Source organism: Variovorax sp. Soil_C_19, from assembly GCF_057657255.1.
Genome location: NZ_JBDGIV010000001.1, coordinates 766,561 through 791,907, shown reverse-complemented (window position 1 = coordinate 791,907; position 25,347 = coordinate 766,561). Strand labels below are relative to the sequence as shown.

Genomic DNA, 25,347 nt, shown 5'->3' with positions numbered 1-25,347 from the left:
TCCTTAAGTAAATCAAACGTTTGATTTTCTTCGTGGTTTAATTCGGCGTATGAGCGCCACCGCCCTTCAGGTCATTTCCTCCGCACGCGCGCCGCGCAGCGACGGCGTCGACGCACGGCAACGCCTGCTCTACGCCGCCCTCGCGCTGTTCGCGGCCAAGGGCTATGCCAAGACCTCCACGCGCGAGATCGCACGCTCGGCGGGCGTCAACATCTCGGCCATCAGCTACTACTTCGGCGACAAAGCCGGCCTCTACGCCGCCACCTTCGGCGAACCGATGGGCGGCAACGCCGGCGACTTCGTGTCGCTGTATGCGGAGCCCGGCCTGCCGATCGACGAGGCATTGCGCATTTTCTTCACGCGCATGATCGAGCCGCTCAAGCAGGGCGAGATCGTGCGCCAGTGCATCCAGCTGCACCTGCGCGAAATGCTCGAGCCCACGAGCCAGTGGGCCAAGGAAATGGAGCGCGACATCAAGGCGCCGCACCAGGCGATCGCGGGCGTGCTGTGCCGCCATCTCGGCCTTGCGCGGCCCGACGACGACGTGCACCGCCTCACCTTCGCGATCACCGGCCTGGCGATGCAGTTGTTCGTGAGCCAGGACCTGGTCGACGCGATCCGCCCGTCGCTGCTCAACACGCCGCGCAGCGTCGACACGTGGGCCGAGCGCCTCACGGGCTACGCGATCGCGCTCGTCGATGCCGAAGCCGCACGCCGCGAGCGCGCCACCACCGTTCGATCCGGGAGAAAGAAGACATGAGACGATTTCGATTGATTGCCGCAGCCCTCAGCCTGCCGCTGTTGCTGGCGGGATGCGGCTTCGCGCGCCCGCCCGCCGCGGTCGAGGCGCCGCTGCCGGCGCAGTGGCATGCGCCGCTGCCGCACGGCGGCTCGCTCGCATCGCTGGCCGAGTGGTGGCGCCAGCTCGACGACCCGCTGCTCGACGAACTCATCGCAGCGGCCGAGGCCGCGAGCCCGAACGTGGCGAGCGCGGCGGCGCGCGTGGCCGAGGCGCGCTCGACGCGCGTGGCGGCCGGCGCGGCGCTACTTCCCAACCTCGATGGTTCGCTGTCGGCGAGCCGCGGCGTCTCGGGCTCGTCGCTCGGCTCCGGCGGCGCGGGCGCCGCGTCGGGCAGCGCGGCGGGCGCTTCCGGGGCCGGTGCCGCGGCCATGGCACCGCTCACCACGCTGCAGGCGGGCCTCCAGTCGCAATGGGAGATCGACCTGTTCGGACGGCTGCGCGCCGACCGCGACGCCGCCCAGCGGCGCCAGGAAAGCGCCGATGCCAAATGGCACGAAGCGCGCGTGGCCGTGGCCGCCGAAACCGCCAACGCCTATTTCGCCGAGCGTGCGTGCCAGCAGCAGCTGCGCGTGGCCGAATCCGACGCCCAATCGCGCGGCGAGACGGCACGGCTCACCGACCTGTCGGCGCGCGCGGGCTTCACCGCACCGGCCGATGCCGCGCTGGCGCGTGCCAGCGCCTCCGACGCATCGGGCCGGCTCACGCAGCAGCGTGCACTGTGCGCAGTGCAGCGCAAGGCGCTGGTTGCGATCAGCGGGATCGACGAGCCCACGCTCGCGCAGAAGCTCGCCGCCGCACCGTCGCAGCGTCCGCTGCCGGCCGTGGGCAGCGTCGCGAGCGTGCCGGCCGAGGCGCTGTCGCAGCGCCCCGACGTCTATGCCGCCGAACTCGGCGTGGCCGCCGCGAGCGCCGACGTGGGCTCGGCCGAGGCCGCGCGCTATCCGCGGCTGTCGCTCACGGGGTCGATCGGGCGCGTGCAGATCCGCACCAGCGGTTTCCGCGAATCGCTCGACACCTGGACCATCGGGCCGGTGGCGCTTACCGTGCCGCTGTTCGACGGCGGCACGCGCCGGGCCAACGCCGATGCCGCGAAGGCGCGCTACACCGAAGCCGTGGCGCTCTACCGCGCCAATGTGCGGCAGGCCGTGCGCGAGGTCGAGGAGGCGCTCGTCAACCTCGACAGCACCGATGCCCGCGCGACCGATGCCGATGCCGCGGTACAGAACTACCAGGCCTCGTTCAATGCCACGCAGGCGCGCTACCAGAGCGGCCTGGCGAGCCTGTTCGAACTCGAGGATTCGCGCCGCACGCTGTTTGCCGCCCAGACGGCGCGCGTGTCGCTGCAACGCGAGCGCACCGAAGCCTGGGTGTCGCTCTACCGCTCGATGGGCGGCGGCTGGCGCCGCCCCGAGGCACCTTCATCACTGACTTCCAACCCGGCCGGCAAGGTCGCGACGTCGCCATGAAAAGAATCAAGCGTTCCACCCTCGCCATCGCACTGCTGGCGCTCCTGATCCTCGTTGCCGCGGCCGTGTGGCTCACGCGCAAACCGGCCGACGAAGCCGGCAAGGCCGAGGATGGCGCCGTGGCGCCGGCGGCCCGGCCGACGCTGACGGTCACCGTCACCAAGCCCGAGCCCACCGAACTCGCGCTCACGCTCTCGGCCAACGGCAACGTGGCCGCCTGGCAGGAGGCGCTGGTCGGCTCCGAATCGAACGGCCTGCGGCTGGCCGAGGTGCGCGTGAACGTGGGTGACCTGGTCAAGAAGGGCCAGGTGCTTGCGGTCTTCTCGCCCGAGACGGTGCAGGCCGACATCGCGCAGGCGCGTGCCTCGCTGGCCGAGGCGAAGGCCACGGCCGCCGATGCCGCCGGCAATGCCGCCCGCGCCCGCACGCTGCAGGCCACCGGCGCGCTGAGCCAACAGCAGATCAACCAATACCAGACCAGCGCCCAGACCGCCAGTGCGCGCGTGGAGGCCGCCGAGGCCGTGCTCAAGGCGCAGCAGGTGCGTGGCCGCAATACGCAGGTGCTGGCGCCCGACGACGGCGTGATCTCGTCGCGCTCCGCCACCGTGGGCAGCGTGGTGGCCGCCGGCACCGAACTGTTCCGGCTGATCCGCCAGGGCCGGCTCGAATGGCGTGCCGAGGTCACCTCGGCCGAGCTGAGCCGCATCGCCGTGGGCATGCCGGTGTTCGTGGTCGGTGCGAGCGGCGCCCAGGTGCGCGGCAAGGTGCGCAGCATCGCGCCCACGGTCGATCCGCAGACCCGCGCGGCGCTGGTCTACGTCGATCTGCCGAACGTGCAGCAGAACACCGGCATCAAGGCCGGCATGTTCGCCCGCGGCGAATTCGAGCTCGGGCGCAGCACCGCACCAACCGTGCCGCAGTCCGCCATCGTGCCGCGCGACGGCTTCAACAACCTGTTCGTCCTTCAGCCCGACAACCGCGTGAGGCAACTCAAGGTGCAGACCGGCCGGCGCGTCGGCGAGCGCGTGGAGATCACGAACGCGCTGCCCGAAGGGGCCCAGGTCGTGGTGCAGGGCGCCGGCTTCCTGAACGACGGCGACCTCGTGCGCGTCGTCGACGCCGCGGCGCCGCCCTCGGCCGCGGCCTCTGCCCCGGCCAACACCACCAAGGCACGCCCATGAACGTTTCCGCATGGTCCATCCGCAACCCGATTCCGGCGGTGATGCTGTTCGTGCTGCTCACCTTCGGTGGGCTGCTGTCGTTCAATGCGATGAAGGTGCAGAACTTTCCGGACATCGACCTGCCGACCGTCACGGTGTCGGCGGCGCTGCCCGGTGCGGCGCCTTCGCAGCTCGAGAACGACGTCGCGCGCAAGCTCGAGAATTCCATCGCCACCATCCAGGGCCTGAAGCACATCACCACCAAGGTGCAGGACGGCGCCGTCACGCTGATCATCGAATTTCGCCTCGAGAAGCCGGTGCAGGAAGCAGTGGACGACGTGCGCTCGGCGGTGCAGAAGGTGCGCTCCGACCTGCCGGCCGACGTGCGCGACCCGGTCGTCACCAAGCTCGACTTCGCGGCCCAGCCGGTGCTGGCCTTCACCATCGCCTCGTCGCGCATGGACCTCGAGGCACTGAGCTGGTTCGTCGACAACGACATCACCAAGAAGCTGCTTGCGCAGCCCGGCGTGGGCGCGGTCAACCGCGTGGGCGGCGTCACGCGGCAGGTGCACGTCGACCTCGATCCCGCCAAGCTCCAGGCGCTCGGCGCGACGGCGGCCGACATCTCGCGCCAGCTGCGGCAGGTGCAGACCGAAAGCGCGGGCGGGCGCATCGACCTGGGCGGAAGCGAGCAACCGGTGCGCACCTTGGCCACGGTGGACTCGGCCGACCAGCTCGCCGACATGCAGATCGCGCTGTCGGACGGCCGCCGCGTCCGGCTCGACCAGGTGGCGCGCATCAGCGACACCATCGCCGAGCCGCGCGCGGCAGCGTTGCTCAACGGCAAGCCGGTGGTCGGCTTCGAAGTGGCCCGCAGCCGCGGGGCGAGCGAGGTCGAGGTCGGCCGCGCGGTCCAGCAGGCGTTGGCCGAAATGCGCGCGCAGCGCCCCGACCTCGAGCTGACCGAGGCCTTCAACTTCGTCGACCCGGTCGAGGAAGAGTACGACGGCTCGCTGCACCTGCTGTACGAGGGCGCGATCCTCGCGGTGGTGGTGGTGTGGCTGTTCCTGCGCGACTGGCGCGCCACCTTCGTGTCTGCCGTGGCACTGCCGATGTCGGTGATCCCGGCCTTCATCGGCATGCACCTGCTGGGCTTCTCGGTCAACGTGATCTCGCTGCTCGCGCTCTCGCTGGTGGTGGGCATATTGGTGGACGATGCGATCGTCGAGGTGGAGAACATCGTGCGACACCTGCGCATGGGCAAGTCGCCTTACGAGGCGGCCATGGAGGCGGCCGACGAGATCGGCCTTGCGGTGATCGCCACCACCTTCACGCTCATCGCGGTGTTCCTGCCCACGGCCTTCATGAGCGGGGTGGCGGGCAAGTTCTTCAAGCAGTTCGGCTGGACCGCATCGCTCGCGGTGTTCGCGTCGCTCGTTGTCGCGCGCGTGCTCACGCCGATGATGGCGGCCTACATCCTCAAGCCGATCGTCGGCGAGGAGAAGGAGCCGGGCTGGCTCAAGGCCTACATGCGCGCGGTGGAATGGAGCACGCACCACCGCTTCAAGACCATGGTCTTCGCGACGCTGTTCTTCTTCGGCTCGCTCGCGATGATCCCGCTGTTGAAGACCGGCTTCATCCCGCCCGACGACAACTCGCAGACGCAGGTCTACCTGTCGCTTGCACCCGGCTCGACGCTGGCGCAGACCTCGGCCGCGGCCGAGGAAACGCGACAGCGCGTGATGCAGATCCCGCACGTGAAGAGCGTCTACACCACGGTGGCGGGCGGCAGTGCGGGCGGCGACCCGTTCGCAGGCTTCGGCACGCCGGAGACGCGCAAGGCCACGCTCACGATCAAGCTGGACGACCGCGGCGAGCGCCCGCGCAAGCAGGTGATCGAGAACCAGATCCGCGAAGCGCTGCAGACCCTGCCGGGCGTGCGCAGCACCGTGGGCCTCGGCGGCTCGGGCGAGAAGTACATCCTTGCGCTCACCGGCGAAGACCCCGCCGCGCTGGCCACCGCCGCCAGTGCGGTCGAGAAGGAACTGCGCACCGTGCCGGGCCTCGGCAACATCACCTCGACCGCGAGCCTGATCCGGCCCGAGATCGCCGTGCGCCCCGATTTCGCGCGCGCCGCCGACCTCGGCGTCACGAGCTCGGCCATCGCCGAGACCCTGCGCGTGGCCACGCTCGGCGATTACGACCAGGCGCTCGCCAAGCTCAACCTCGCGCAGCGGCAGGTGCCGATCGTCGTCAAGCTCGAGGACTCGGCGCGCCAGGACCTGGACCTGATCGGCCGCCTCACGGTGCCCGGCACGCACGGCCCCGTCATGCTGAGCCAGGTGGCTTCGCTCACGATGGAGGGCGGCCCGGCGGTCATCGACCGCTACGACCGCTCGCGCAACGTCAACTTCGAGATCGAGCTCTCGGGCGTCGGCCTCGGTGATGCGAAGACCGCCGTCACCTCCCTGCCCTCGATCCAGAAGCTGCCCCCCGGCGTGCGCGTGACCGAGATCGGCGACGCCGAGGTGATGACCGAACTGTTCGCGAGCTTCGGCCTCGCGATGCTCACCGGCGTGCTGTGCATCTACATCGTGCTGGTGCTGCTGTTCAAGGACTTCCTGCACCCGGTGACCATCCTGTGCGCGCTGCCGCTCGCGCTGGGCGGCGCCTTCGTCGGCCTGCTGATCGGGCAGAAGGCGCTGTCGATGCCGTCGCTGATCGGCCTGATCATGCTCATGGGCATTGCGACGAAGAACTCGATCCTGCTGGTGGAATACGCCATCGTGGCGCGCCGCGACCATGGCATGAGCCGCTGGGACGCGCTGCGCGATGCCTGCCACAAGCGCGCGCGGCCGATCATCATGACCACGCTCGCGATGGGCGCGGGGATGCTGCCGATCGCGCTGGGACTGAGCGCGGCCGATTCGAGCTTCCGCTCGCCGATGGCGATGGCGGTGATCGGCGGGTTGATCACGTCGACCGTGCTGAGCCTGCTGGTGGTGCCGGCTGTGTTCACTTATGTGGACGACATCGAGCAGTGGATTCGGCGGACGGTGCGCAAGCTGCGTGGCCTGCCGGCGGATCCGCATGGCGATGAGGATCTGGTGAATCGGCCGGCTTCTTCCTGATGAATTGAGGTTTGATTTGCTTTCCGGGGCCGGGTCTCGCCCCGGCGGGCGAGCTACTTTCTTTTGCTTCGCCAAAAGAAAGTAGCCAAAGAAAAGGCGACCCCGCTGTTTGCGACCCCTTCGCTGCGCTACGGGGCAACCTGCGGTGCTCGCGTTTCGCGGGGTCTCGCAGAACTCGCTTCGCTCAAACAGCTGCGAGCCCTGATCCGCGAAACACTGCGCTCCTCGGCGCAGCCAGAGGGGATTTGGAGACCCTGCGGGCCATCGCTTCGCTCGGCCCTCTTTTTCCCTCTCCCTCCGGGAGAGGGTCAGGGTGAGGGCCGTCGGCCTTGGCAACTGCGCGCTTGGTCTACTGCCGTCGCCCTCACCCCAGCCCTCTCCCGGAGGGAGAGGGAGCAAGGCAGCCGAGCGCAGCGAAGGCTCTGGCGGATGTTCCAAGGCCGAGCGCAGCGATGGCCCGTGGGGGCCCCACTCCCTCCTGGCTGTGCCGAGGAGCGCAGGCGGAGGCGGGATCAGGGCCGCAGCTGTTTGAGCGAAGCGAGTTCTGGGGCCCCCCGTCGCAGCCGAGCACCGCAGGTTGCCCGTAGCGAAGCGCAGGGACACAGACAGCAGGGTCGCCTTTTCTTTGCTTACTTTCTTTTGGCGAAGCAAAAGAAAGTGAGTCGCCCGCCGGGGCGAGACCCGGCCCCGGAAAGCAAAACAAAACCCCCGCCCCTTATCCAGAACAGCCCAAAAACCGCCCGCAAACCCGCATGAACACTGGCGAATAAGCTTATCTGCATAAGAGTCGAACCAAAAAGTAGTTTGGATCCATAAGCCCTGCTTTCAGAATCCTGCCTTTCTTGCTGCCGGGCGCCGCGCTTCTTCAAGAACCACACGATGTACCAATACACAGACTTCGACCGCCAGTTCGTCCGCCAACGGGCTGCCCAATTCCGTGACCAGCTCGAACGCTGGCAAAAAGGCAAGCTCAGCGAAGACGAGTTCAAGCCGCTGCGCCTGCAGAACGGCTGGTACGTCCAGCGCTACGCGCCGATGCTGCGCGTGGCTGTGCCCTACGGCGAACTCTCGAGCCGCCAGCTGCGCGTGCTCGCGAAGATCGCTCGCGAATACGACGAGCCCGAAGCCGAGGTCTACCGCCAGGCGCTCGAGATCCAGGGCAAGCTCGGCAGCCACAAGCTGCCGACCCACTACGCCCACTTCTCGACGCGCCAGAACGTGCAGTACAACTGGATCCCGCTCGCCAAGTCGGCCGACGTGATGGACCTGCTGGCCTCGGTGGACATGCACGGCATCCAGACCAGCGGCAACTGCATCCGCAACATCACGAGCGACGAGCGCGCGGGCGTCGCAATCGACGAAGTGGCCGACCCGCGGCCGTACGCCGAAATCATGCGCCAGTGGAGCACGCTGCATCCCGAGTTCGCGTTCCTGCCGCGCAAGTTCAAGATTGCGATCACCGGCGCCACCGAAGACCGCGCCGCCACCGGCTGGCACGACGTGGGGCTGAAGCTCGTGAAGAACGCGGCCGGGGAGATCGGCTTTCGCGTGCAGGTGGGCGGCGGCATGGGCCGCACCCCGATCGTCGGCACCGTGCTGCGCGAGTTCCTGCCGTGGCAGCAGATCATGAACTACCTCGAGGCGGTGATCCGGGTCTACAACCGCTATGGCCGACGCGACAACATCTACAAGGCGCGCATCAAGATCCTCGTGAAGGCCGAAGGCCAGCGCTACATCGACGACGTCGAGGCCGAGTACAAGCAGATCATCGAACACGACGGCGCGCCGCACACGATCACGCAGGCCGAGTTCGACCGCGTGGCCGCTTCCTTCGTGCCGCCGACGCTCGCCACGCGCGTGCTGCAGAGCGCCGAGAAGACCGACGCCGAGCTGCGCGCCCATGCCGCCGACGACGTGCAGTTCGCGCGCTGGCTCGCGCGCAACGTGGCGCCGCACAAGAACCCCGCGCTGCGCGCCGTGACCCTGTCGTTCAAGCGCCTGAAGCAGGCCCCCGGCGATGCCTCTGCCGACCAGCTCGACACGCTGGCGGTGCTGGCCGATCGCTTCTCGGCCGGCGAAGCCCGCGTGACGCACGACCAGAACATCGTGCTGCCGTGGGTGCATGCCGAAGACCTGCATGCGCTGTGGCTCGCCGCGCGCGCGGCCGGTTTCGCCAGCGCCAACGTGCACCTGCTGACCGACATGATCGCCTGCCCGGGCGGCGACTTCTGCTCGCTGGCCAACGCGCGCTCGATCCCGATCGCCGAAGCGATCACCGAGCGCTACCAGGATCTCGACGAACTCGACGACATCGGCGAGATCGACCTGCACATCAGCGGCTGCATCAACTCGTGCGGCCACCACCACAGCGGCCACATCGGCATCCTTGGCGTCGACAAGGACGGCAAGGAGTGGTACCAGGTGACGCTCGGCGGCGGCGACGGCTCCGAGCTCGGCGGGCCTGCGCAGGCCGGCAAGGTGGTCGGCCCCTCGTTCTCGGCGGCCGAGGTGCCGGCGGTCATCGAAGCCGTGCTCACGGCCTACCGCGACAGCCGCGAGGGCGGCGAGAACTTCATCGACACGCTGCGCCGCGTGGGCCACGACCCGTTCAAGGCCGCGGCCAACGGTGCGCGCTTCAAGGTGGAGGAAGCGGCATGAACCGTCGACTCAACATCCTTGCGGCCGAGGAACACGTGGACGACGGCGACCCGAAGGTGCTGCAGCTCGCGAACGACGCCGACCCGCTCGCCATCGAGGTGTGCCTCGAAGACATCGAGCGCATCGACCTGCACTTTCCCAAGTTCACCGACGGCCGCGCCTACAGCCAGGCCTTCCTGCTGCGCCGTCGCCTCGGCTTCAAGGGCGACATCCGCGCGACCGGCGACGTGCTGATCGACCAGCTGGTGCAGATGGAGCGCATGGGCTTCTCGAGCGCGGTGCTCAAGGAAGGCGTGGACGCCACCGACGCGCAGCGCCAGTTCGACCGCTTCGCCAATTTCTACCAGGGCGACGCGGTTACCCCCGCGCCCCTCTTCAAGCGCGAAGGCGCAAGCGCATGAGCAACCTCGAGCTCGAACTGGCACGCATCAACACCGAGCTCGGGCGCAACGCCGAGGGCCTGGTGGACTGGGCGATCAGCCTCGGCCAGAGCGCGATCGTCACGACCAATTTCCGGCCCTTCGAGGCGGTGATCCTGCACATGGTCACGCGCGCCAGGCGCGACGTGCCCGTGGTCTGGATGGACAACGGCTACAACACCGAAGCCACCTACCGCTTTGCCGACGAAGTAACGAAGCAATTGGGCCTCGACCTGCACATCTATCTGCCGCGCCGCTCGCGCGCGCACCGCGAGGCGGTCGATGGCCCGACGCCCGCGCTCGACGATCCGCGCCATGCCGCGTTCACCGAGGAGGTCAAGCTCGAGCCGTTCGCGCGCGCGCTGCGCGAGACGGCGCCGAAGGTGTGGTTCACCGCGCTGCGCGCCACCGACACGGCCGTGCGCGCGCAGATGGACCCGGTCAGCGTCAACCCCGACGGGCTGATCAAGGTCGCACCGCTCCTGCACTGGTCGTCGAAGGAGCTCTACGCCTACTGCGAAGCGCACGGCCTGCCGAACAACTTCGACTACGTGGACCCCACCAAGGGCGAAGACAACCGCGAGTGCGGACTGCATCTCGCACACTGACCGAGCACCCATTTGATGAACGCCCGCACCGAATCCGAACTGCTGCTGCCACCGACGCACCTGTCGAACACGCACCTCGATGCGCTCGAGGAAGAGACCATCTTCATCCTGCGCGAAGTGGCGGCCGCCTTCGAGCGCCCCGCCCTGCTGTTCTCGGGCGGCAAGGACTCGCTGGTGCTGCTGAAGTGCGCCGAAAAGGCCTTCGGCGCCGGTCGCATTCCGTATCCGCTGCTGATGATCGACACGGGCCACAACTTTCCCGAGGTGACGGATTACCGCGACCTGCGCGCGAAGGAGCTGGGCGCCGAGTTGATCGTGCGCAGCGTGGAAGATTCGATGGCGCGTGGCACGGTGCGCCTGGCGCACCCCGGCGAATCGCGCAATGCGCACCAGTCGGTGACGCTGCTCGAAGCCATTGAAGAATTCCGCTTCGACGCGCTGATCGGCGGCGCCCGCCGCGACGAGGAAAAGGCGCGCGCCAAGGAGCGCATCTTCTCGCACCGCGACGCCTTCGGCCAATGGCAGCCCAAGGACCAGCGGCCTGAGCTCTGGACGCTGTTCAACACGCGCCTCGCCCCGGGCGAGCATTTCCGGGTGTTCCCGATCTCGAACTGGACCGAACTCGATGTGTGGCAGTACATCGAGCGCGAGCAGGTCGGCCTGCCGTCGATCTACTACACGCACAAGCGCGAAGTGGTCGAGCGCCGCGGCCTGCTGGTGCCCGTGACGCCGCTGACCCCGCCGCGCGACGGCGAGACGGTGCTAACGCGCGACGTGCGCTTTCGCACCGTGGGCGACATCACGACCACCTGCCCGGTCGAAAGCCTGGCCGCCGATGCCGGCGATGTGGTGCTGGAGACGCTGTCGGTCGACGTCAGCGAGCGCGGCGCGACCCGCATGGACGACATGACGTCGGAAGCTTCGATGGAAAAGCGCAAGAAGGACGGATATTTCTGATGACCACGACGACTGCATCCCCTGCCATCGCCGCCGACACCGGCACCGCCCTGCGCTTCATCACCTGCGGCTCGGTCGACGACGGCAAGAGCACGCTGATCGGGCGCCTGCTGGTCGACAGCAAGACGGTGCTGCAAGACCAGCTGGCCGGCGTGCAGCGCGGCGGCGAGACCGACCTGGCGCTGCTGACCGACGGCCTCTCGGCCGAGCGCGAACAGGGCATCACGATCGACGTGGCCTACCGCTACTTCTCGACCGCCAAGCGCAAGTTCATCATCGGCGATGCGCCGGGCCACGAGCAGTACACCCGCAACATGGTCACGGCCGCCTCGGCCGCTGACGCCGCGGTGGTGTTGGTCGATGCCACCAAGCTGGCCTGGGCCGCCGAAGTCGAGGACGGCACCGTGGTCAAGCGCGAGCTGTTGCCGCAGACGCGCCGCCACACGCTGCTCACGCACCTGCTGCGCGTGCAGTCGATCGTGTTCGCGGTCAACAAGCTCGACGCCATCGGCGACGCCGCGCTGGCCTTCGAACGCATCTCGACGGCGCTGAACGCGTTTGCGGAAGCCGCGGGCGTGAAGGTCGCGGGGATCGTGCCGATCTCGGCGCTCAAGGGCTGGAACGTGGCCACGCGGCATGCCGACTGGGTCGGTTACGAGGGCCCGAGCCTGCTCGAGTTGCTCGAGGCACTGCCGGTCACCGTACAGGACGAGGCCGTGCCCTTCGCCTTTCCGGTGCAATGGGTGGAAAAGTTCTCTTCCTCCGCAGACACCTCCCAAGGCCGCCGCGTGTTCTGGGGCCGCGTGGCCTCGGGCCATGTCGAGCCTGGCCAGCGTGTGACCGTGCTGCCGAGCGGCCAGACCGCAACGGTCGCCCAGGTGCTGAGCCACACGCGCACGCCGAAGGCGGTGCATGCGGGCCACAGCGCCGGCATCGTGCTCGACCGCGAGGTCGACGTGTCGCGCGGCGACTGGCTGCTGGCGCCCGGCGCCTTCGAACCGGTGCGCGAGATCACCGCGACGGTGGCCTGGCTCGACGACGAGCCCCTGGTGGCGGGCCGGATCTACTGGGCGCTGCAGGGCCACCGCTGGGTCAAGGCCAAGGTGGCGCGCATCGTCGATCGCGTCAACATCACCACGCTCGAATCCGAACCTACAGCGCAGCTCGAAGCCAATTCCATCGGCGACGTGGTGCTGGCGCTGCAGCAGCCGCTGGCGGTGCTGCCGTTCACGCAATCGCGTGCGCTGGGCTCGCTGGTGCTGGTCGATACCGCCACCCACAAGACCGCCGCGGCCGTGCTCGTGCAGCCGGCAGCGGTAAACGCCTAAAATCACGGGTTTTCCCCGACCATTGCCGTTAGAAAAAGCCCATGACCCACGTCGTCTCCGAAGCCTGCATCCGCTGCAAATACACCGACTGCGTGGACGTTTGCCCCGTGGATTGCTTCCGCGAAGGCCCCAACATGCTGGTGATCGATCCGGACGAGTGCATCGATTGCGCCGTGTGCATTCCCGAATGCCCGGTCAATGCGATCTATGCCGAGGAAGACCTTCCGGCCAACCAGATCGCGTTCATCAAGCTCAATGCCGAACTCGCCCTGGCCGACGGCTGGAAGAGCATCACCAAGCGCAAGCCCGCGCTGCCGGACGCCGAAGAGTGGAAAGACAAGACCGACAAGGTCGGAGAACTGGTCCGCTGAGACCCCACTGAGACCAGGGACCTGCGCCGCATGCCGAACCCGACAGAGACCGACGCGCTGATCATCGGCGCCGGCCCGGTCGGGCTGTTCCAGGCCTTCCAGCTCGGCCTGCTCGAGATCCCCTGCCATATCGTCGATGCGCAGCCCGCCGCGGGCGGCCAGTGCGTGGCGCTGTACGGCGGCAAGCCGATCTACGACATTCCCGGCACGCCGGTGACCACCGGGCGCGGCCTCGCGGACGCGCTGCTCGCGCAGGTGGCGCCCTTCAAGCCGCAGTTCCACTTCGGCGAGCAGGTTGCCACGCTCGAACGCCAGGCCGACGGCCGGCTGCTGCTGGCCACCACGGCCGGCACGGCCTTTCTTGCAAAAACGGTGTTCATCGCGGCCGGCGTGGGCGCCTTCGTGCCCAAGCGCATCGCGCTCGATAACATTGCCAGGTTCGAGGGCACCGCCCTCTTCTATCACCCCGATTCGCTGGAGCGCTTCGCGGGCCAGGCCGTGGTGGTCAATGGCGGCGACGACACCGCACTCGAAGCGGCCATGGCGCTCGCGGGCATTGCGCGCCAGGTCACGCTGGTGCACCGGCGCGACGGCTTCCAGGCCGACGAGGCCACGGTCGCCGCACTGCGCGCGCAGGTGGCCGAAGGCCGGCTGGCCTTCGCGGTGGGCCAGCCGAGTGCGTTCGACGGGCGCACGCTCCAGATCACCACGCCCGACGGCGCCGCGGTCGACCTGCCGCTCGACGCGCTGGTCGCCTTTCTGGGGATTTCGCCGCGGCTCGGGCCGATCGCCGACTGGGGTTTCGAGCTCGAACGCAAGCAGGTGCCGGTCGACACCGAGAAGTACCAGACCCGCGAGCACGGCGTGTTCGCGGTGGGCGACATCAACACCTACCCGGGCAAGAAGAAACTGATCGTCTGCGGCTTCCACGAAGCCACGCTGGCCGCCTGGGCCGCCGCGGCGATCGTGTTCCCGGGCAAGGCGATTCCGTTGCAGTACACGACCACCAGCACCCGCCTGCACGAACTGCTCGGCGTCGCCGGACACTGAGGCAGCAACCGCTCAGCGCCCCGCGGGCAGCAGCAGCAGCGCGCGGTACCGCGCGATGAAGCGGCCGATGGCGGCGGCGTAGCGATCGATGTCCGCATCGGCGAGCGGCAGCGACAGCACGACGAAACCCCGCGGCGAGGTGTAGATGCCCTCTTCGAGCAGGTGGAAGAACAGCAGCTGGCGCAGCCGGGCGTCGACGCCCGCGAGATCGGTCACGCGCCGCACCTCTCCGCGCACGAAATGCGCATTCATCAGCGAGCCGATGCCCGTGAACTGCATCGCCACGCCCGCCTCCGCGCAGAGCGCATCGAGGCGCGCGCGCATCGCCTCGCCGCGCGCGCTCAGCGCAGTGGCCGCTTCGGGCGTGAAGAGCTTCGTGAGCCCCGCATGGCCGGCGGCCATCGTCATGACGTTGTTGTTGAAGGTGCCCGAATGCGCGAGCGCGCCGCTGCGCGGGTCGAACTGCGCCATCACGTCGGCGCGACCGCCGAAGGCCCCGAAGGACATGCCGCCGCCGATGTACTTGCCGAGCGTCGTGAGGTCGGCACGGATGCCCAAATGTGCGGCAAGGCCCTGCGACCCGAGCCGCGAAGTCATGACCTCGTCGAAGACCAGCAGCGCACCCGCTTCGCTCGCCGCTGTGCGCAGGGCGTGCAGAAAGTCGGGCTGCCCCGGGATGCAGCCGGCCGCGCCCTGCATGGGCTCGACCAGGACCGCGGCAATCTCGGACGCATGCCGCGCGATCTGCGCCTGGGCGAGCGCGGTGTCGTTGTAGGGCAGCACGAGAAAGTCGAAGGGCACGGTGGTGGGCAGGGGCTTGTCGCCGAAGCCCAGCACGCCGCCGTGGTAGCCGCCCGAGAACACCACGATCTTGCGCCGTCCCGTGAAATGCAGCGCGGCCGTGAGCGCCATCAGGTTTGCCTCGGTGCCCGAGTTGGTGAAGCGCAGCTGTTCGATCTGCGGAAAGCGCTCGCAGATCAGCTGCGCGAGGCGCCCTTCGAGCAGGTTGTGGCCCGTGAGGTTGATGCCGCTGCGCATGGCCTCGATCACCGCGTCGCGGATCTCGGGCGCCGAGTGGCCGTAGACGCCGGCCGTGTACTCGGCGATGAAGTCGGCATAGCGGTGGCCGTCGGCGTCCCACAGCGTCGCGCCCTCGCCTTTCGCGATGGTGAGCGGGAACGGCGCGTAGAACAGCACCGAGCGGGTGTTGGCGCCGGGCAGGTAGCGCACCTGTACGTCGAACTGGGCCCGGCTTGCGGGGTTGGCCTCGGCGAAGCGGCGGTGCGCGTCGGCAAGGGCCTGGTCGATGTCGTGTGTCATGCGGCTTCTCCTTGGAGCGAGGCGGGTTCGGCCGGTGCGTCGCGCCCGATGCGCAGCAGCGCGTCCTTGAGCCACAGCACGCCGGCATCGGAATTGGAGCGCCGGTTCCAGCACACCACCGAACGGTAGCCCTGCAGTTCGAAGGGCAGCGGATGCACCGCGAGCAGGTGGCGAAAGCGGTCGGCCACGCGCAGCGGCATCACCGCCACGTGGTCGGTCTGGGCGAGCAGGTCGACGATCTGGCCGAAGCTGGTCATCGCCACGCTCATGGTGCGCGTGCGTCCGAGCCGCGCCAGCACCTGGTCGATGAGGTCGTCGAGCGCCGAACTCCCGTAGCCCAGGAACACGTGCGGCCAGGCGCAGAAGGCATCGAGCGTAGCCTCTTGCGCCATGGCCGGGTGCCCGCGTCGCACCGCCACCACGTAGCGGTCTTCGTACAGCAGTGCCGACTCGCAATCGCTCGGCGGTGCCAGGCGCGGCAGCACCGCGATGTCGAAGTCGCCCTTGCGCAGCCGTTCGGTCAGGGTAAGGAAAGAGCTGGTTTCCCAGTAGATGCGCACGCGCGAGCCGCATGCCACGAGCTCGTTTGCGAGCCGCGGCAGCAGCAGGTGGCTCGCGTAGTCGCCGCCCGAGATGCGGAAGATGCGCTGCGACGCCGCGGGATCGAAGCCCTCGCCGGGCTCGAGCATCGCCGAGAGATCGGCCAGCACGCGCTCGACCTGCCCGGCCAGCGCCTGTGCGCGTGCGGTGGGCGCCACGCCGTGCGCGGTGCGCGTGAACAGCGGATCGCCGAAGGTGTCGCGCAGCCGGTTGAGCGATGCGCTCACCGCGGGCTGGCTCAAGAACAGGCGAGTCGCCGCGCGCGACACGCTGCGCTCGCGCATCAGCGCATCGAAGGTCCGCAGCATGCCGACGTCGAGGCTGCGGATATCACGTTGGGCCATATCTCATATCCAAAGCTTCGAATTGCCCGTGGGGCGGGCTGTCCGTATCGTCGAGCGCACAAGTACATCATGACTGGAGACCTGCGATGAATCGGTTCAGACCCTCGCCGCGTGCGCGGCACGCCACGCGGCGCCGCGCGCTCGGCATTCTTGGCGCGGGCTTCGCGGCACTGGCCGCCGGCCCCGCCTTCGCGCAGCAGCAGCCCGCGCAGTTTCCCGCGCGTGTCGTACGCATCGTTCCCTTCGGCACGGCGGGCGGGCCGATCGACACCATCGCGCGCATCTATGCCGAGAAGCTCAAGGCGCGCTGGAACCAGCCGGTGATCGTCGAGGCCCGGCCGGGCGCGAGCGGCACCATCGCGGCGGATGCCGTGGCCAAGGCCGCGCCCGACGGCTACACGGTGCTTCTCACGCTGCCGCTCACGCACATCAACAACGTGGTGCTGCAGCCGCGCCTTCCCTACGACCCGGTAAAGGACTTCGAGCCGCTCTCGCAGATCGCCACGGGCGGGCCGATGCTGATCGCGCGTGCCGCCGCGCCGTTCTCTAACGTGCGCGAGTTCGTGGCCTACGCCAAGGCCCATCCGGGCCTGAGCTACGGCACCTGGGGCAACGGCTCGAACGCGCACCTGTTCGGCGAACTGCTGGCGCGCCAGGCCGGCATCGAGCTCGTTCATGTGCCCTACAAGGCCGAGGCCGCGGCGCACAACGACATGTTCGGCGAGTCGCTCGGCGTGGCCTTTGCCAATCCGTCGACCGCGCGCGGCCTTGCGCAGGCCGGCCGCATCAAGGTGCTCGGCATCACCGGCCGCCAGCGCGTGCGCTCGATGCCCGACGTGCCCACCTTCACCGAGCAGGGCTTCCAGGGCTTCGACCTCGACAGCTGGATCGGCGCGTATGCGCCCGCGAAGACGCCGCAGCCCGTGCTCGACGAGTGGTCGGCCGCGCTGCGCGAGATCACGAAGATGCCCGACGTGCAGGAGCGCCTGGCCGGCTTCGGCTTCGAGCCGCTGGGCAGCACGCCGGCCGAGTTCCGCGCCAGCTACAAGGCCGATTTCCCCCGCGTCGCGGCCCTCATCAAGGCCGCAGGCGTCACGCCCGAATGAGCAATTCCATGCCCTCTTCCGCCACCTCTTCTGCCACCTCGCCTTCCGCTTCGCCCACCCTCCCCGCCGCCACCTCCGACCCCGGCTGGCAGCCGATCTCGTTCGACACCGGCACCGCCTACGGCCGGAAGCCACCGCACCACAGGCCGGAGCTCACCGAGGTCGGCGCCGGCACGCCCATGGGCGAGCTGCTGCGCCGTTACTGGCACCCCGTCGGCCTGGCCGCGGACGCGAGCGACACGCCGCGCAAGGTGCGCGTGCTCGGCGAAGACCTGATCCTCTTTCGCGACAGGAAGGGACGCCCGGGCCTGGTGCACTGGCGCTGTGCGCACCGCGGTGCCTCCCTCTACTACGGGCGCGTCGAGGAGGAAGGCATCCGCTGCTGCTACCACGGCTGGATGTTCGACGTCGAGGGCCATTGCGTCGACCAACCCTGCGAGCCCGAGGGCGGCGCACGCAGCCGCGGGCGCGTGCGCCAGCCCTGGTACCCGGTGCAGGAGCAATACGGCCTGGTCTGGGCCTATCTCGGCCCGCCCGAGAAGAAGCCCGTGCTGCCGCGGTACGACTGCCTCGAAACCCTCGGCGAGGGCGAGACGCTGGAGGCCGACGGCAACAGCATTGGCGGCGGCGGGCCGCAGATCATTCCGTGCAACTGGCTGCAGCACTACGAGAACGTGGCCGATCCGTTCCATGTGCCGGTGCTGCACGGCAGCTTCAGCGGCACGCAGTTCGTGGCGTTGATGGGCCAGATGCCCGAAGTGCAATTCGAGAGCACCGAGACCGGCGTGCTGATCACCTCGGTCCGCCGGCTCGAGGACGGCAGCGTCTTCCGCCGCGTGGCCGGCCCGGTACTGCCCACGCTGCGGGTGGTGCCGAATCCGCGCGTGGCGGAATTCGGGCGCGTCGAGTCCATCGGCTGGGTGCTGCCGATCGACGACCACAGCTTCCGGATCTACACCGTGGGCCGGGTGAAGAACCCCGGCGATCTCGCCCGTGTGCGCTCGCGCTTGAACGGCAAGCTGTGGGAGGAACTGAGCGAAGCCGAGCACCGCGCCTTTCCGGGCGACTACGAGGCGCAGGTGAGCCAGGGCGCGATCACTGCGCATTCCGAGGAACACCTGGCCTCCTCGGACCGCGGCATCGTCATGCTGCGCCGGCTGCTGCAGCGCCAGCTCGACGCGCTGCGCGAGGGCCGCGACCCGGCCGGCGTGAGCTTCGATCCCGCAGCGCCCCCGGTGCAGTTCGAGGCCGGCAACTTCCTCGTGCACCAGTGAACCTCGCGATCCCGGTGCGGGTGGCGCAAAAGACAATGGAAGCCGAGGGCGTGGCCGGCTTCCGGCTGGTCGCTGCCGACGGCCGGCCGCTGCCGGCCTTCGCGCCGGGCGCGCACATCGACGTGGCGCTGCCCGGCGGCCTGGTGCGGCAATACTCGCTGTGCAACCTGCCCGCGCAGGACGCGCACTACGAGATCGGCGTGCTGCGCGATGCGGCTTCGCGCGGCGGTTCGCGCGCGCTCCACGACGCGGTAAACGAGGGCGCGCTGTTGCAGATCGGCACGCCGCGCAACCATTTCCCGCTCGCCGAGGACGCCACCCACAGCCTGCTGCTCGCCGGCGGCATCGGCGTGACGCCGCTGCTGTCGATGGCGCAGCGGCTGGCCGCGCTGGATGCGGATTTCGCGCTGCACTGCTGCAACCGGACGACCGCGCGCACGGCCTACCGGCGGCGGCTGGAAGACAGCGCTTTCGCAGGCAAGGTGTTCTTCCACCACGACGACGGACCGCCCGAACAGCGCCTCGACCTCGCGGCCACCCTCGCGCATCCGGGACCCGGCAAGCATCTCTACGTCTGCGGACCGCAGGGCTTCCTCGACGCAGTGCGCGCCACCGCGCGCGCGCTCCAATGGCCGGACGCGCAGGTGCACTTCGAGTACTTTGCGGGCGCCGCCCAGGTCGGCGACGACGCAGGCAGCTTCGAGGTCGCGCTGCGCAGCAGCGGCCGGGTGATCCGCGTGCCCGCCACGGTCAGCGTGGCCGACGCGCTCGCGGCCGAGGGCATCGAGATCCCGCTGTCCTGCGCCCAGGGCGTGTGCGGCACCTGCCTCACGCGGGTGCTGGCCGGCGAGATCGAGCACCGCGACCTCTATCTCACGCCCGCCGAACAGGCGGCAAACGACCGGTTCCTGCCCTGCTGCTCGCGGGCCCGCTCAGCCCGGCTGCTGCTCGACCTCTAGCAGTTCGTACAGCACCATCGGCATCTGCCTCCCGCGCAACTCGACCTGGCCCTCGATCCGGCGCGTGGGCAACCGGTCGCCGAGGCCCGCACGGGTGGCTTCCGACACCAGCGTGCGCGTGCCCAGGTGCTTGTTGGCGCCCTCGATGCGGCTTGCGACGTTGATCACGTCGCCGAGCGCGGTGTAGGCAAGGCGGTCGCTCGAGCCCAGCACGCCGGCGATCACCATGCCCGTGTGGATGCCCACGCGGGTGCGGAAGGCCTGCAGGCCCTCGGCCTGCCATCGGCGATTGAGCGGGGTCATCTCGGCATGCAGTTCGAGCGCCGCGATGCAAGCACGGTATTCCGCGTCGGGCAGGTCGAGCGGCGCGCCCCAGAGCACCATGATCCCGTCGCCCATGTACTTGTCGACGACCCCGCCGTGGCGCGTGAACACGCGCTGCGCGAGGTTGAAGTACTCGGTCAGCTGCGCCACCAGCACATCGGCCGGCAGCGACTCGGAGATGCCCGCGAAGCCTTCGACGTCGGTGAACATCGCGGTCACCCGGCGCGGCGAGCCGCTGGGCGCGAGTGCATGGCCCTGGGCGATGAGCTGGCGGATCACGCCCACGGGCACGAACTTGCTGAAGGCCTTGAGGCTGCGCGCCGAGTCGTCGAGCGCCTGGTTCAGGTGCTGGATCTCGAGCACTCGGCTGTGCTCCTGCGGCAGATCGTCGAGTTCGAGCCGGCCGATGCGGCGCGCGGTGTGCGAGAGCTTCTCGATCGGCGTGGTCACGAGCTTGGACAGCCGCAGCGAGATGAGCAGCGCGAGCACCAGGAACACCAGCGTGAGCACCAGGCCCCAGCGCAGCAGGCGCCTCAGGTCGCCGAGCAGCGCGTCCTCGGGCTCCCAGCTGATGAGCTCCCAGCCGGTCGCGCCGATGTGCGAGGCCTCCACACGGTAGCGCCGCCCCTCGTACGCGAGGGAGAAGCTCTCGTCCTCCACGTTGTACGAAATGCCGTGGGCCTTCATGTAGGCGTCCACCGCTCCGAGAATGCCGCCCTCGGGCGCCTTCAGCATGCGCACGGGATCGGTGTGGTCGCTGCGCGCGAGCACATGGTGGTCGTCGCTCAGCAGCACGCTGTCGCCGGGGCCGCGGCTGCCGAATGCGCGCACCAACCGCGACAGGTGCCCGAGCGAGAGGTGCGCCACCACCACCAGCCGCTGGACGTTCCCCTCGTCGTCGGTGCGCTGCGCGGGCTGCACGTAGCTCACGCCGAGCTCCTCGTCCTCGGCCAGGTGGAACGGCGGCGTCCACACCGGGAGCGGCGCCTCCAGCGCGCGCTTGTACCAGTCGCGCTCGGTCACGTCGTGGTCGCTGCGGAAGGCCTCGATGCGTCGGGTGGCGAAGCGCTCGCGTGCGCTGCCGCCTTCGGCGTCGGGCGAGGGCTTGAACTCCCAGGTCTCGGTGCTGAAGCCGCTGTCGCGCACCACCTTGCGGATCGCGGTTTCGGGATAGCGCTCGGCCATGAGCAGGTGGCCGTCGTCGCTGGCCACGCCGATGCTGTCGAGCTCGGTGGCCTCCTCCAGCATGGTCCAGAGCAGCTCGGCGCTGCGCTCGCCGTCCTCGCCGAGCGGATGCAGGCTCGGCGAATCGCCGATCGCATGCACCACCGCCTGGGTCTTGGCCAGGAACGCGAGCAGGTTGTCCTCGACGCGGTCGTGGCTCACCTTGTGCGCCGAAGCGCCGACACGCGACACCAGCCGCTGCGCGCCCCAATAGCCGAGCGCCACCAGCAGCAGCGACTGCACCAGCGCGACCAGGCAGATGATGGTGCCGACGTCGACCCTGAAGCGTCGCAGGCGCACGGGGGCGGCCTCGGTGGTCTCTGGCGCGGGATGGCTGGATCGGTCTGGCATGCGGGGCGGTGCTCGTCGGGACGGATTGTCTCCCGCCCGGCGTCCCCGGGGAAATACCGGCCTGCGTCACGCTCGGCGGCCGGCACGGCCCGTCGACAGAGGCTAAACTCCGCCCTGCGTCGCGGCTTGCCGTGGCGCGCTTGCTAGGGGTGCTGGGCGGCTTGCCGTCCGGCTGAGAAAGTCCCTTTGAACCTGTCCGGTGTTTCACCGGGGGCCCGCACCGTCGACCGACGGGCGAGCCCGAGGCAATCCTCGCGCAGGGAAGCTGGTCTGGCGGCCACTCGCGTTCTTTCTTCGCGCGGGGCCCGCGCCGCCCGGACACCGCCCACCTGCCAAACCTTTTGCATGGAGCAAACGGATGGCACGCATCGACGACGACAACAACACCGGACACACGGGAACCGGTCCCGTGCCCAACGAGGCGCTCACGCCGCTGCCGCTTTCGCAGCGCGTCTTCGGCTGGCACGACCATGCAGCGCTGTGGTTCAGCCTCGGTGTCGGGCTGCTGGTGATGCAGGTCGGTGCCTACCTGGTGCCGGCCGTGGGCACGCGCGATGCCGCGCTCGCCATCGTGGTGGGCTCGGGCATCGGCGCCGCACTGCTGGCCTGGACCGCACGCCTCGGCTGCGAGAGCGGGCTCGCCAGCGCAGGGCTGATGCACGCCACCTACGGCAGCGCCTTCGCGCGGCTGCCGGTGCTGCTGAACATCGTGCAGCTCGTCGGCTGGACCACCTTCGAACTGGTGATCATGCGCGAGGGCACGCAGGCGATCGCCGGCAAGGCCTTCGGGCTGCCGCTCGACGGCGCCCTGGGCGGCGCGCTCGCCACGCTGCTCTGGGGCGCGGTGCTGCTTGCGCTGCTCGCGGGCTCGATGGTGAAGCTGGTGCGCCGCTTCGTCAGCCGCTTCGGGCTGCCGCTGGTGGTGCTGTCGCTGCTGTGGCTCACGTGGCAGTTCGCGGCCGAACTCCAGGCTCGGGGCTTCGACGTCTTCTGGTCTCGTCCCGGCAACGGCGGCATGGGGCTCTTCGGCGCGATCGACCTGGTGATCGCGATGCCGGTCTCCTGGCTGCCGCTGGTGGCCGACTATGCGCGCCACGGCAAGCGCAGGCTGAACGGGCGCGGCCTGGGCGGCGCCTTCGGCGGCACCTGGCTGGGCTATGCGCTCGCCAACATCTGGTGCTATGCGCTCGGCGTGATGGTGGTGAGCGTGGCCGAGCCCGGCACCGGCCTCGTGACCGCGCTGCTGCTGGCGCAGGGCGGGCTGGTGGCGCTCGGCCTCATCCTGGTCGACGAGCTCGACAACGCCTATGGCGACGTGTACTCGGGCTCGGTCTCGACCCACAGCCTGCTGCCGCGCTGGAGCGTTCGGCGCTGGGGCCTGCTGCTGGCCGTGCTGTGCACGGGCCTTGCGCTGGTGCTGCCGATGCACTCGCTCGAACCGTTCCTGCTCATGCTCAGCTCGGTGTTCGTGCCGCTCTACGGCGTGATCCTAGGCCGGCTCGGCACGGGACAGACGGTGGCTTCGTCGCTGCGCCGGGTGGACCTGGGTGCGGCGGTGATCTGGATCGGCGGCATCGCGGCGTACCACGCATGCGCCAAATGGGCGCCGCAGTTCGGCTCGGCACTGCCGACGCTGGCGGCCACTTTCTTGATGGCGTGGATCAGCCGGCCGAAGCCGGTGCCGGGCACGGCAGGCGGTGCATCGGCACTGGCGCAAAACCGTGGTTGAGCGGCCCATGCCCGGCACCGGTCTTCACCTGCACGCCCGCGGCCATCGCGCCAAGGATGTAGCCGCGTGCACGCTCGACCGCATCGGGCAGCGCGAGGCCGAGCGCCAGGTGCGCCGCAATGGCGGACGACAAGGTGCAGCCGGTGCCGTGCAGGTTGCGGCTCGCGATGCGCTGCGACGCGAGCCGGCGGCGCGCACCGCCGGACTGCAGCAGAACGTCGACCACCTCCTCGCCCGGCAGGTGCCCGCCCTTGAGCAGCACCGCCTGCGCACCGAGCGCCAGCAGTTCGTCGGCAGCGCCGTCGAGCGCATCGATGCCGCCGATGGCGTGGCCGACCAGCAGCGCGGCTTCGTCGAGGTTGGGCGTGACCACCACGGCACGCGGGAACAGCTCGCGCACCAGCACCTGCACCGTCTCGGCCGCGATCAGGCGGTCGCCGCTGGTGGCCACCATCACCGGATCGAGCACCACGTTCGGCAACCGGTAGTGGTCGATGGCCCAGGCTACAACCTCGACCACCTCGGGCGCGTGCAGCATGCCGAGCTTGACGGCGTCGACGCCGATGTCTTCCACCACGGCCTGGATCTGCGCCTTCAGAAAAGCGGGCGGAACGGCATGGATGCCCGAGACGCCGAGCGTGTTCTGCGCGGTGAGCGCGGTGATGGCCGTCATGCCGTAGCAGCCGAGCGCGGCGAAGGTCTTGAGGTCGGCCTGGATGCCGGCACCGCCGCCGCTGTCGGAGCCGGCGATCGAGAGCACGCGTGCATAGCGCAGGGGCGCTTGCGGCGCGTCGGTGGGTGCTTGGTGGGTCATGCCGAAAATTATCGGCGACGCGGAAGGGCTCGGCCATGGTGAACCCCCTGCCAACGGCCGAACTGCCGTTCCGCTCGGTCGCCATCCTCGGCGCGGGCCTGATGGGCCGGCTGCTCGCCGTCACGCTCGCGCGCGCCGGCTGCCAGGTCGCGCTGCACGAAGCCGGCGGCCCGCAAGCCGAAGGTTCGGCCGCGCGCGTGGCCGCGGCCATGCTCGCGCCCCTGGCCGAATCGGCCGTGGCGCCGGTGCCGCTCGTGCGCATGGGCCACTACGCGCTCACGCGTTGGCCCGAGCTGCTGGCGCCGCTGGCCGAACCGGTGTTCTTCCAACGTGAAGGCACGCTGGTGCTCTGGCACCGGCAGGACGCTGCCGAGGCGGCGCGGCTTTCGCGCGTGCTGGCGCGCACCGGCGAAGACGTGCCGGCGCTCGCACCGATGCAGGCGCTCGACGGCGCAGGCATCGCTGCACTCGAACCGTCGCTGGGCCAGCGCTTTGCACGCGGCCTGTTCCTTCCGGGCGAAGGCCAGCTCGACAACCGTGCGCTGCTGGCGGCGCTGCTCGCCACGCTCCAGGCGTGCCCAGCCGTCGAACTGCACTGGCAGTCGCCGCGCGCGCCCGAGGATTTTTCGCCGGGCGCAGCCGGCCAGCCCGAGCAAGTGATCGACTGCCGCGGCCTCGGTGCGCGGCCGCAGTGGCGCGAACTGCGCGGCGTGCGCGGCGAAGTCATCCGCGTGCATGCGCCCGAGGTGGCGCTCAAGCGCCCCACGCGGCTGGTGCATCCGCGCTATCCGCTCTACATCGCGCCCAAGCCCGGCAGCGTGTTCGTGATCGGCGCGACGGAGATCGAATCGGACGACATGTCGAGCGCAAGCGTGCGCTCCACGCTCGAGCTGCTGAGCGCCGCCTATGCGGTGCACAGCGGCTTCGCAGAAGCGCGCATCCTCGAGATCGCCGCGCAATGCCGCCCCACCTTGCCAGACAACCTGCCCGCGATCCGCCGGCCGCATCCGCGCGTGCTGCAGATCAACGGGCTCTACCGCCACGGATTCATGATCGCACCGGCGATGCTCGACTGCGCGATGGAACTGCTCGTGCACGGGCACTCTGCACTCGCGCGCGAGTTCGGCCTGGAGACCTGACCACCATGAAGATCGACGTCCTGATCAACGACAAGCCCTTTGCACTGCCCGAGTGCGCCACGCTGGTGGACGCCGTTGCGGCGATCGAAGCCGTGCCGCCCTTCGCCGTGGCGGTGAACCGCGAATTCGTGCCGCGCTCCGGCTACGCGGCGCGCGCGCTGCAAGCCGGCGACCGCATTGAAGTGATCCGCCCGGTCACGGGCGGTTGAATGG

21 protein-coding genes are annotated in these 25,347 nt (G+C 69.5%); 17 read left to right on the top strand and 4 right to left on the bottom strand.

What is annotated here, in order from left to right:
* Positions 1-49: 49 nt before the first annotated feature.
* The 11 genes from AC3A6R_RS03720 (at position 50) to AC3A6R_RS03670 (ending at position 13,950) form a co-directional block, all read left to right on the top strand.
* On the top strand, positions 50-760 hold the full coding sequence (locus tag AC3A6R_RS03720; RefSeq protein ID WP_487858964.1) for a CerR family C-terminal domain-containing protein: 711 nt from the start codon (positions 50-52) through the stop codon (positions 758-760).
* The gene (locus AC3A6R_RS03715; RefSeq protein ID WP_487858963.1) at positions 757-2,268 is read left to right on the top strand and encodes an efflux transporter outer membrane subunit; all 1,512 of its coding nucleotides are present in this window, start codon (positions 757-759) and stop codon (positions 2,266-2,268) included. The genes AC3A6R_RS03720 and AC3A6R_RS03715 overlap by 4 nt, the downstream gene beginning before the upstream one ends.
* Entirely contained in the window at positions 2,265-3,449 is a 1,185-nt protein-coding gene (locus tag AC3A6R_RS03710; protein WP_487858962.1) for an efflux RND transporter periplasmic adaptor subunit, read from the top strand. The genes AC3A6R_RS03715 and AC3A6R_RS03710 overlap by 4 nt, the downstream gene beginning before the upstream one ends.
* Positions 3,446-6,559 (top strand): efflux RND transporter permease subunit, encoded by a 3,114-nt coding sequence (locus AC3A6R_RS03705; protein WP_487858961.1) that lies wholly within the window; start codon positions 3,446-3,448, stop codon positions 6,557-6,559. The genes AC3A6R_RS03710 and AC3A6R_RS03705 overlap by 4 nt, the downstream gene beginning before the upstream one ends.
* An 879-nt stretch (positions 6,560-7,438) precedes the next feature.
* Entirely contained in the window at positions 7,439-9,217 is a 1,779-nt protein-coding gene (locus tag AC3A6R_RS03700; protein ID WP_487858960.1) for a nitrite/sulfite reductase, read from the top strand.
* The gene (locus AC3A6R_RS03695) at positions 9,214-9,618 is read left to right on the top strand and encodes a DUF934 domain-containing protein (RefSeq protein WP_487858959.1); all 405 of its coding nucleotides are present in this window, start codon (positions 9,214-9,216) and stop codon (positions 9,616-9,618) included. Before AC3A6R_RS03700 ends, AC3A6R_RS03695 begins: the two co-directional genes overlap by 4 nt.
* Positions 9,615-10,244 (top strand): phosphoadenosine phosphosulfate reductase domain-containing protein, encoded by a 630-nt coding sequence (locus tag AC3A6R_RS03690; protein ID WP_487858958.1) that lies wholly within the window; start codon positions 9,615-9,617, stop codon positions 10,242-10,244. The genes AC3A6R_RS03695 and AC3A6R_RS03690 overlap by 4 nt, the downstream gene beginning before the upstream one ends.
* Positions 10,245-10,259: 15 nt before the next feature.
* Positions 10,260-11,201, top strand: a complete 942-nt coding sequence (cysD, locus tag AC3A6R_RS03685; RefSeq protein WP_487858957.1) for a sulfate adenylyltransferase subunit CysD — start codon at positions 10,260-10,262, stop codon at positions 11,199-11,201.
* Positions 11,201-12,529 (top strand): sulfate adenylyltransferase subunit 1, encoded by a 1,329-nt coding sequence (locus tag AC3A6R_RS03680; RefSeq protein ID WP_487858956.1) that lies wholly within the window; start codon positions 11,201-11,203, stop codon positions 12,527-12,529. Before cysD ends, AC3A6R_RS03680 begins: the two co-directional genes overlap by 1 nt.
* Positions 12,530-12,570: 41 nt before the next feature.
* On the top strand, positions 12,571-12,900 hold the full coding sequence (fdxA, locus tag AC3A6R_RS03675; protein ID WP_126746444.1) for a ferredoxin FdxA: 330 nt from the start codon (positions 12,571-12,573) through the stop codon (positions 12,898-12,900).
* A gap of 30 nt (positions 12,901-12,930) precedes the next feature.
* Complete coding sequence (locus AC3A6R_RS03670; RefSeq protein WP_487858955.1) at positions 12,931-13,950, top strand: NAD(P)/FAD-dependent oxidoreductase; 1,020 nt, start codon at positions 12,931-12,933, stop codon at positions 13,948-13,950.
* A gap of 12 nt (positions 13,951-13,962) precedes the next feature.
* Here AC3A6R_RS03670 and AC3A6R_RS03665 read toward each other — a convergent pair whose 3' ends face one another.
* Together AC3A6R_RS03665 and AC3A6R_RS03660 are read right to left on the bottom strand one after the other, a co-directional pair.
* Positions 13,963-15,270 (bottom strand): aspartate aminotransferase family protein, encoded by a 1,308-nt coding sequence (locus tag AC3A6R_RS03665; protein WP_487858954.1) that lies wholly within the window; start codon positions 15,268-15,270, stop codon positions 13,963-13,965.
* Entirely contained in the window at positions 15,267-16,214 is a 948-nt protein-coding gene (locus tag AC3A6R_RS03660; RefSeq protein ID WP_487858953.1) for a LysR family transcriptional regulator, read from the bottom strand. The genes AC3A6R_RS03665 and AC3A6R_RS03660 overlap by 4 nt, the downstream gene beginning before the upstream one ends.
* Before the next feature lie 86 nt (positions 16,215-16,300).
* On the opposite strand from AC3A6R_RS03660, the gene AC3A6R_RS03655 reads away from it, so the two are divergent.
* Genes AC3A6R_RS03655 through AC3A6R_RS03645 form a run of 3 tightly spaced genes read left to right on the top strand, consistent with a single transcriptional unit; the run spans position 16,301 to position 19,553 of the window.
* Positions 16,301-17,320: a Bug family tripartite tricarboxylate transporter substrate binding protein gene (locus AC3A6R_RS03655; RefSeq protein ID WP_487858952.1), complete on the top strand. Its 1,020-nt coding sequence runs from the start codon at positions 16,301-16,303 to the stop codon at positions 17,318-17,320.
* Positions 17,321-17,328: 8 nt separating this feature from the next.
* Positions 17,329-18,594: a Rieske 2Fe-2S domain-containing protein gene (locus tag AC3A6R_RS03650; protein WP_487863792.1), complete on the top strand. Its 1,266-nt coding sequence runs from the start codon at positions 17,329-17,331 to the stop codon at positions 18,592-18,594.
* Between the two features lie 35 nt (positions 18,595-18,629).
* Entirely contained in the window at positions 18,630-19,553 is a 924-nt protein-coding gene (locus AC3A6R_RS03645) for a PDR/VanB family oxidoreductase (protein ID WP_487863903.1), read from the top strand.
* Here AC3A6R_RS03645 and AC3A6R_RS03640 read toward each other — a convergent pair.
* Positions 19,527-21,452: an adenylate/guanylate cyclase domain-containing protein gene (locus AC3A6R_RS03640; protein WP_487863791.1), complete on the bottom strand. Its 1,926-nt coding sequence runs from the start codon at positions 21,450-21,452 to the stop codon at positions 19,527-19,529. The two genes, AC3A6R_RS03645 and AC3A6R_RS03640, sit on opposite strands and share 27 nt — an antisense overlap.
* 358 nt (positions 21,453-21,810) lie before the next feature.
* Between AC3A6R_RS03640 and AC3A6R_RS03635 the strand changes: the two genes are divergently transcribed.
* Complete coding sequence (locus AC3A6R_RS03635; protein WP_487863790.1) at positions 21,811-23,181, top strand: purine-cytosine permease family protein; 1,371 nt, start codon at positions 21,811-21,813, stop codon at positions 23,179-23,181.
* Here the strand turns inward: AC3A6R_RS03635 and thiD are convergent.
* Complete coding sequence (gene thiD / locus AC3A6R_RS03630) at positions 23,114-23,995, bottom strand: bifunctional hydroxymethylpyrimidine kinase/phosphomethylpyrimidine kinase (RefSeq protein ID WP_487863789.1); 882 nt, start codon at positions 23,993-23,995, stop codon at positions 23,114-23,116. The genes AC3A6R_RS03635 and thiD overlap by 68 nt on opposite strands.
* A gap of 35 nt (positions 23,996-24,030) precedes the next feature.
* Here thiD and AC3A6R_RS03625 point away from each other — a divergent pair, with 35 nt between their 5' ends.
* Positions 24,031-25,134: an FAD-dependent oxidoreductase gene (locus AC3A6R_RS03625; protein ID WP_487858943.1), complete on the top strand. Its 1,104-nt coding sequence runs from the start codon at positions 24,031-24,033 to the stop codon at positions 25,132-25,134.
* A 5-nt stretch (positions 25,135-25,139) separates the two neighbouring features.
* Complete coding sequence (thiS, locus tag AC3A6R_RS03620) at positions 25,140-25,343, top strand: sulfur carrier protein ThiS (protein WP_487858942.1); 204 nt, start codon at positions 25,140-25,142, stop codon at positions 25,341-25,343.
* Positions 25,344-25,347 lie beyond the last annotated feature (4 nt).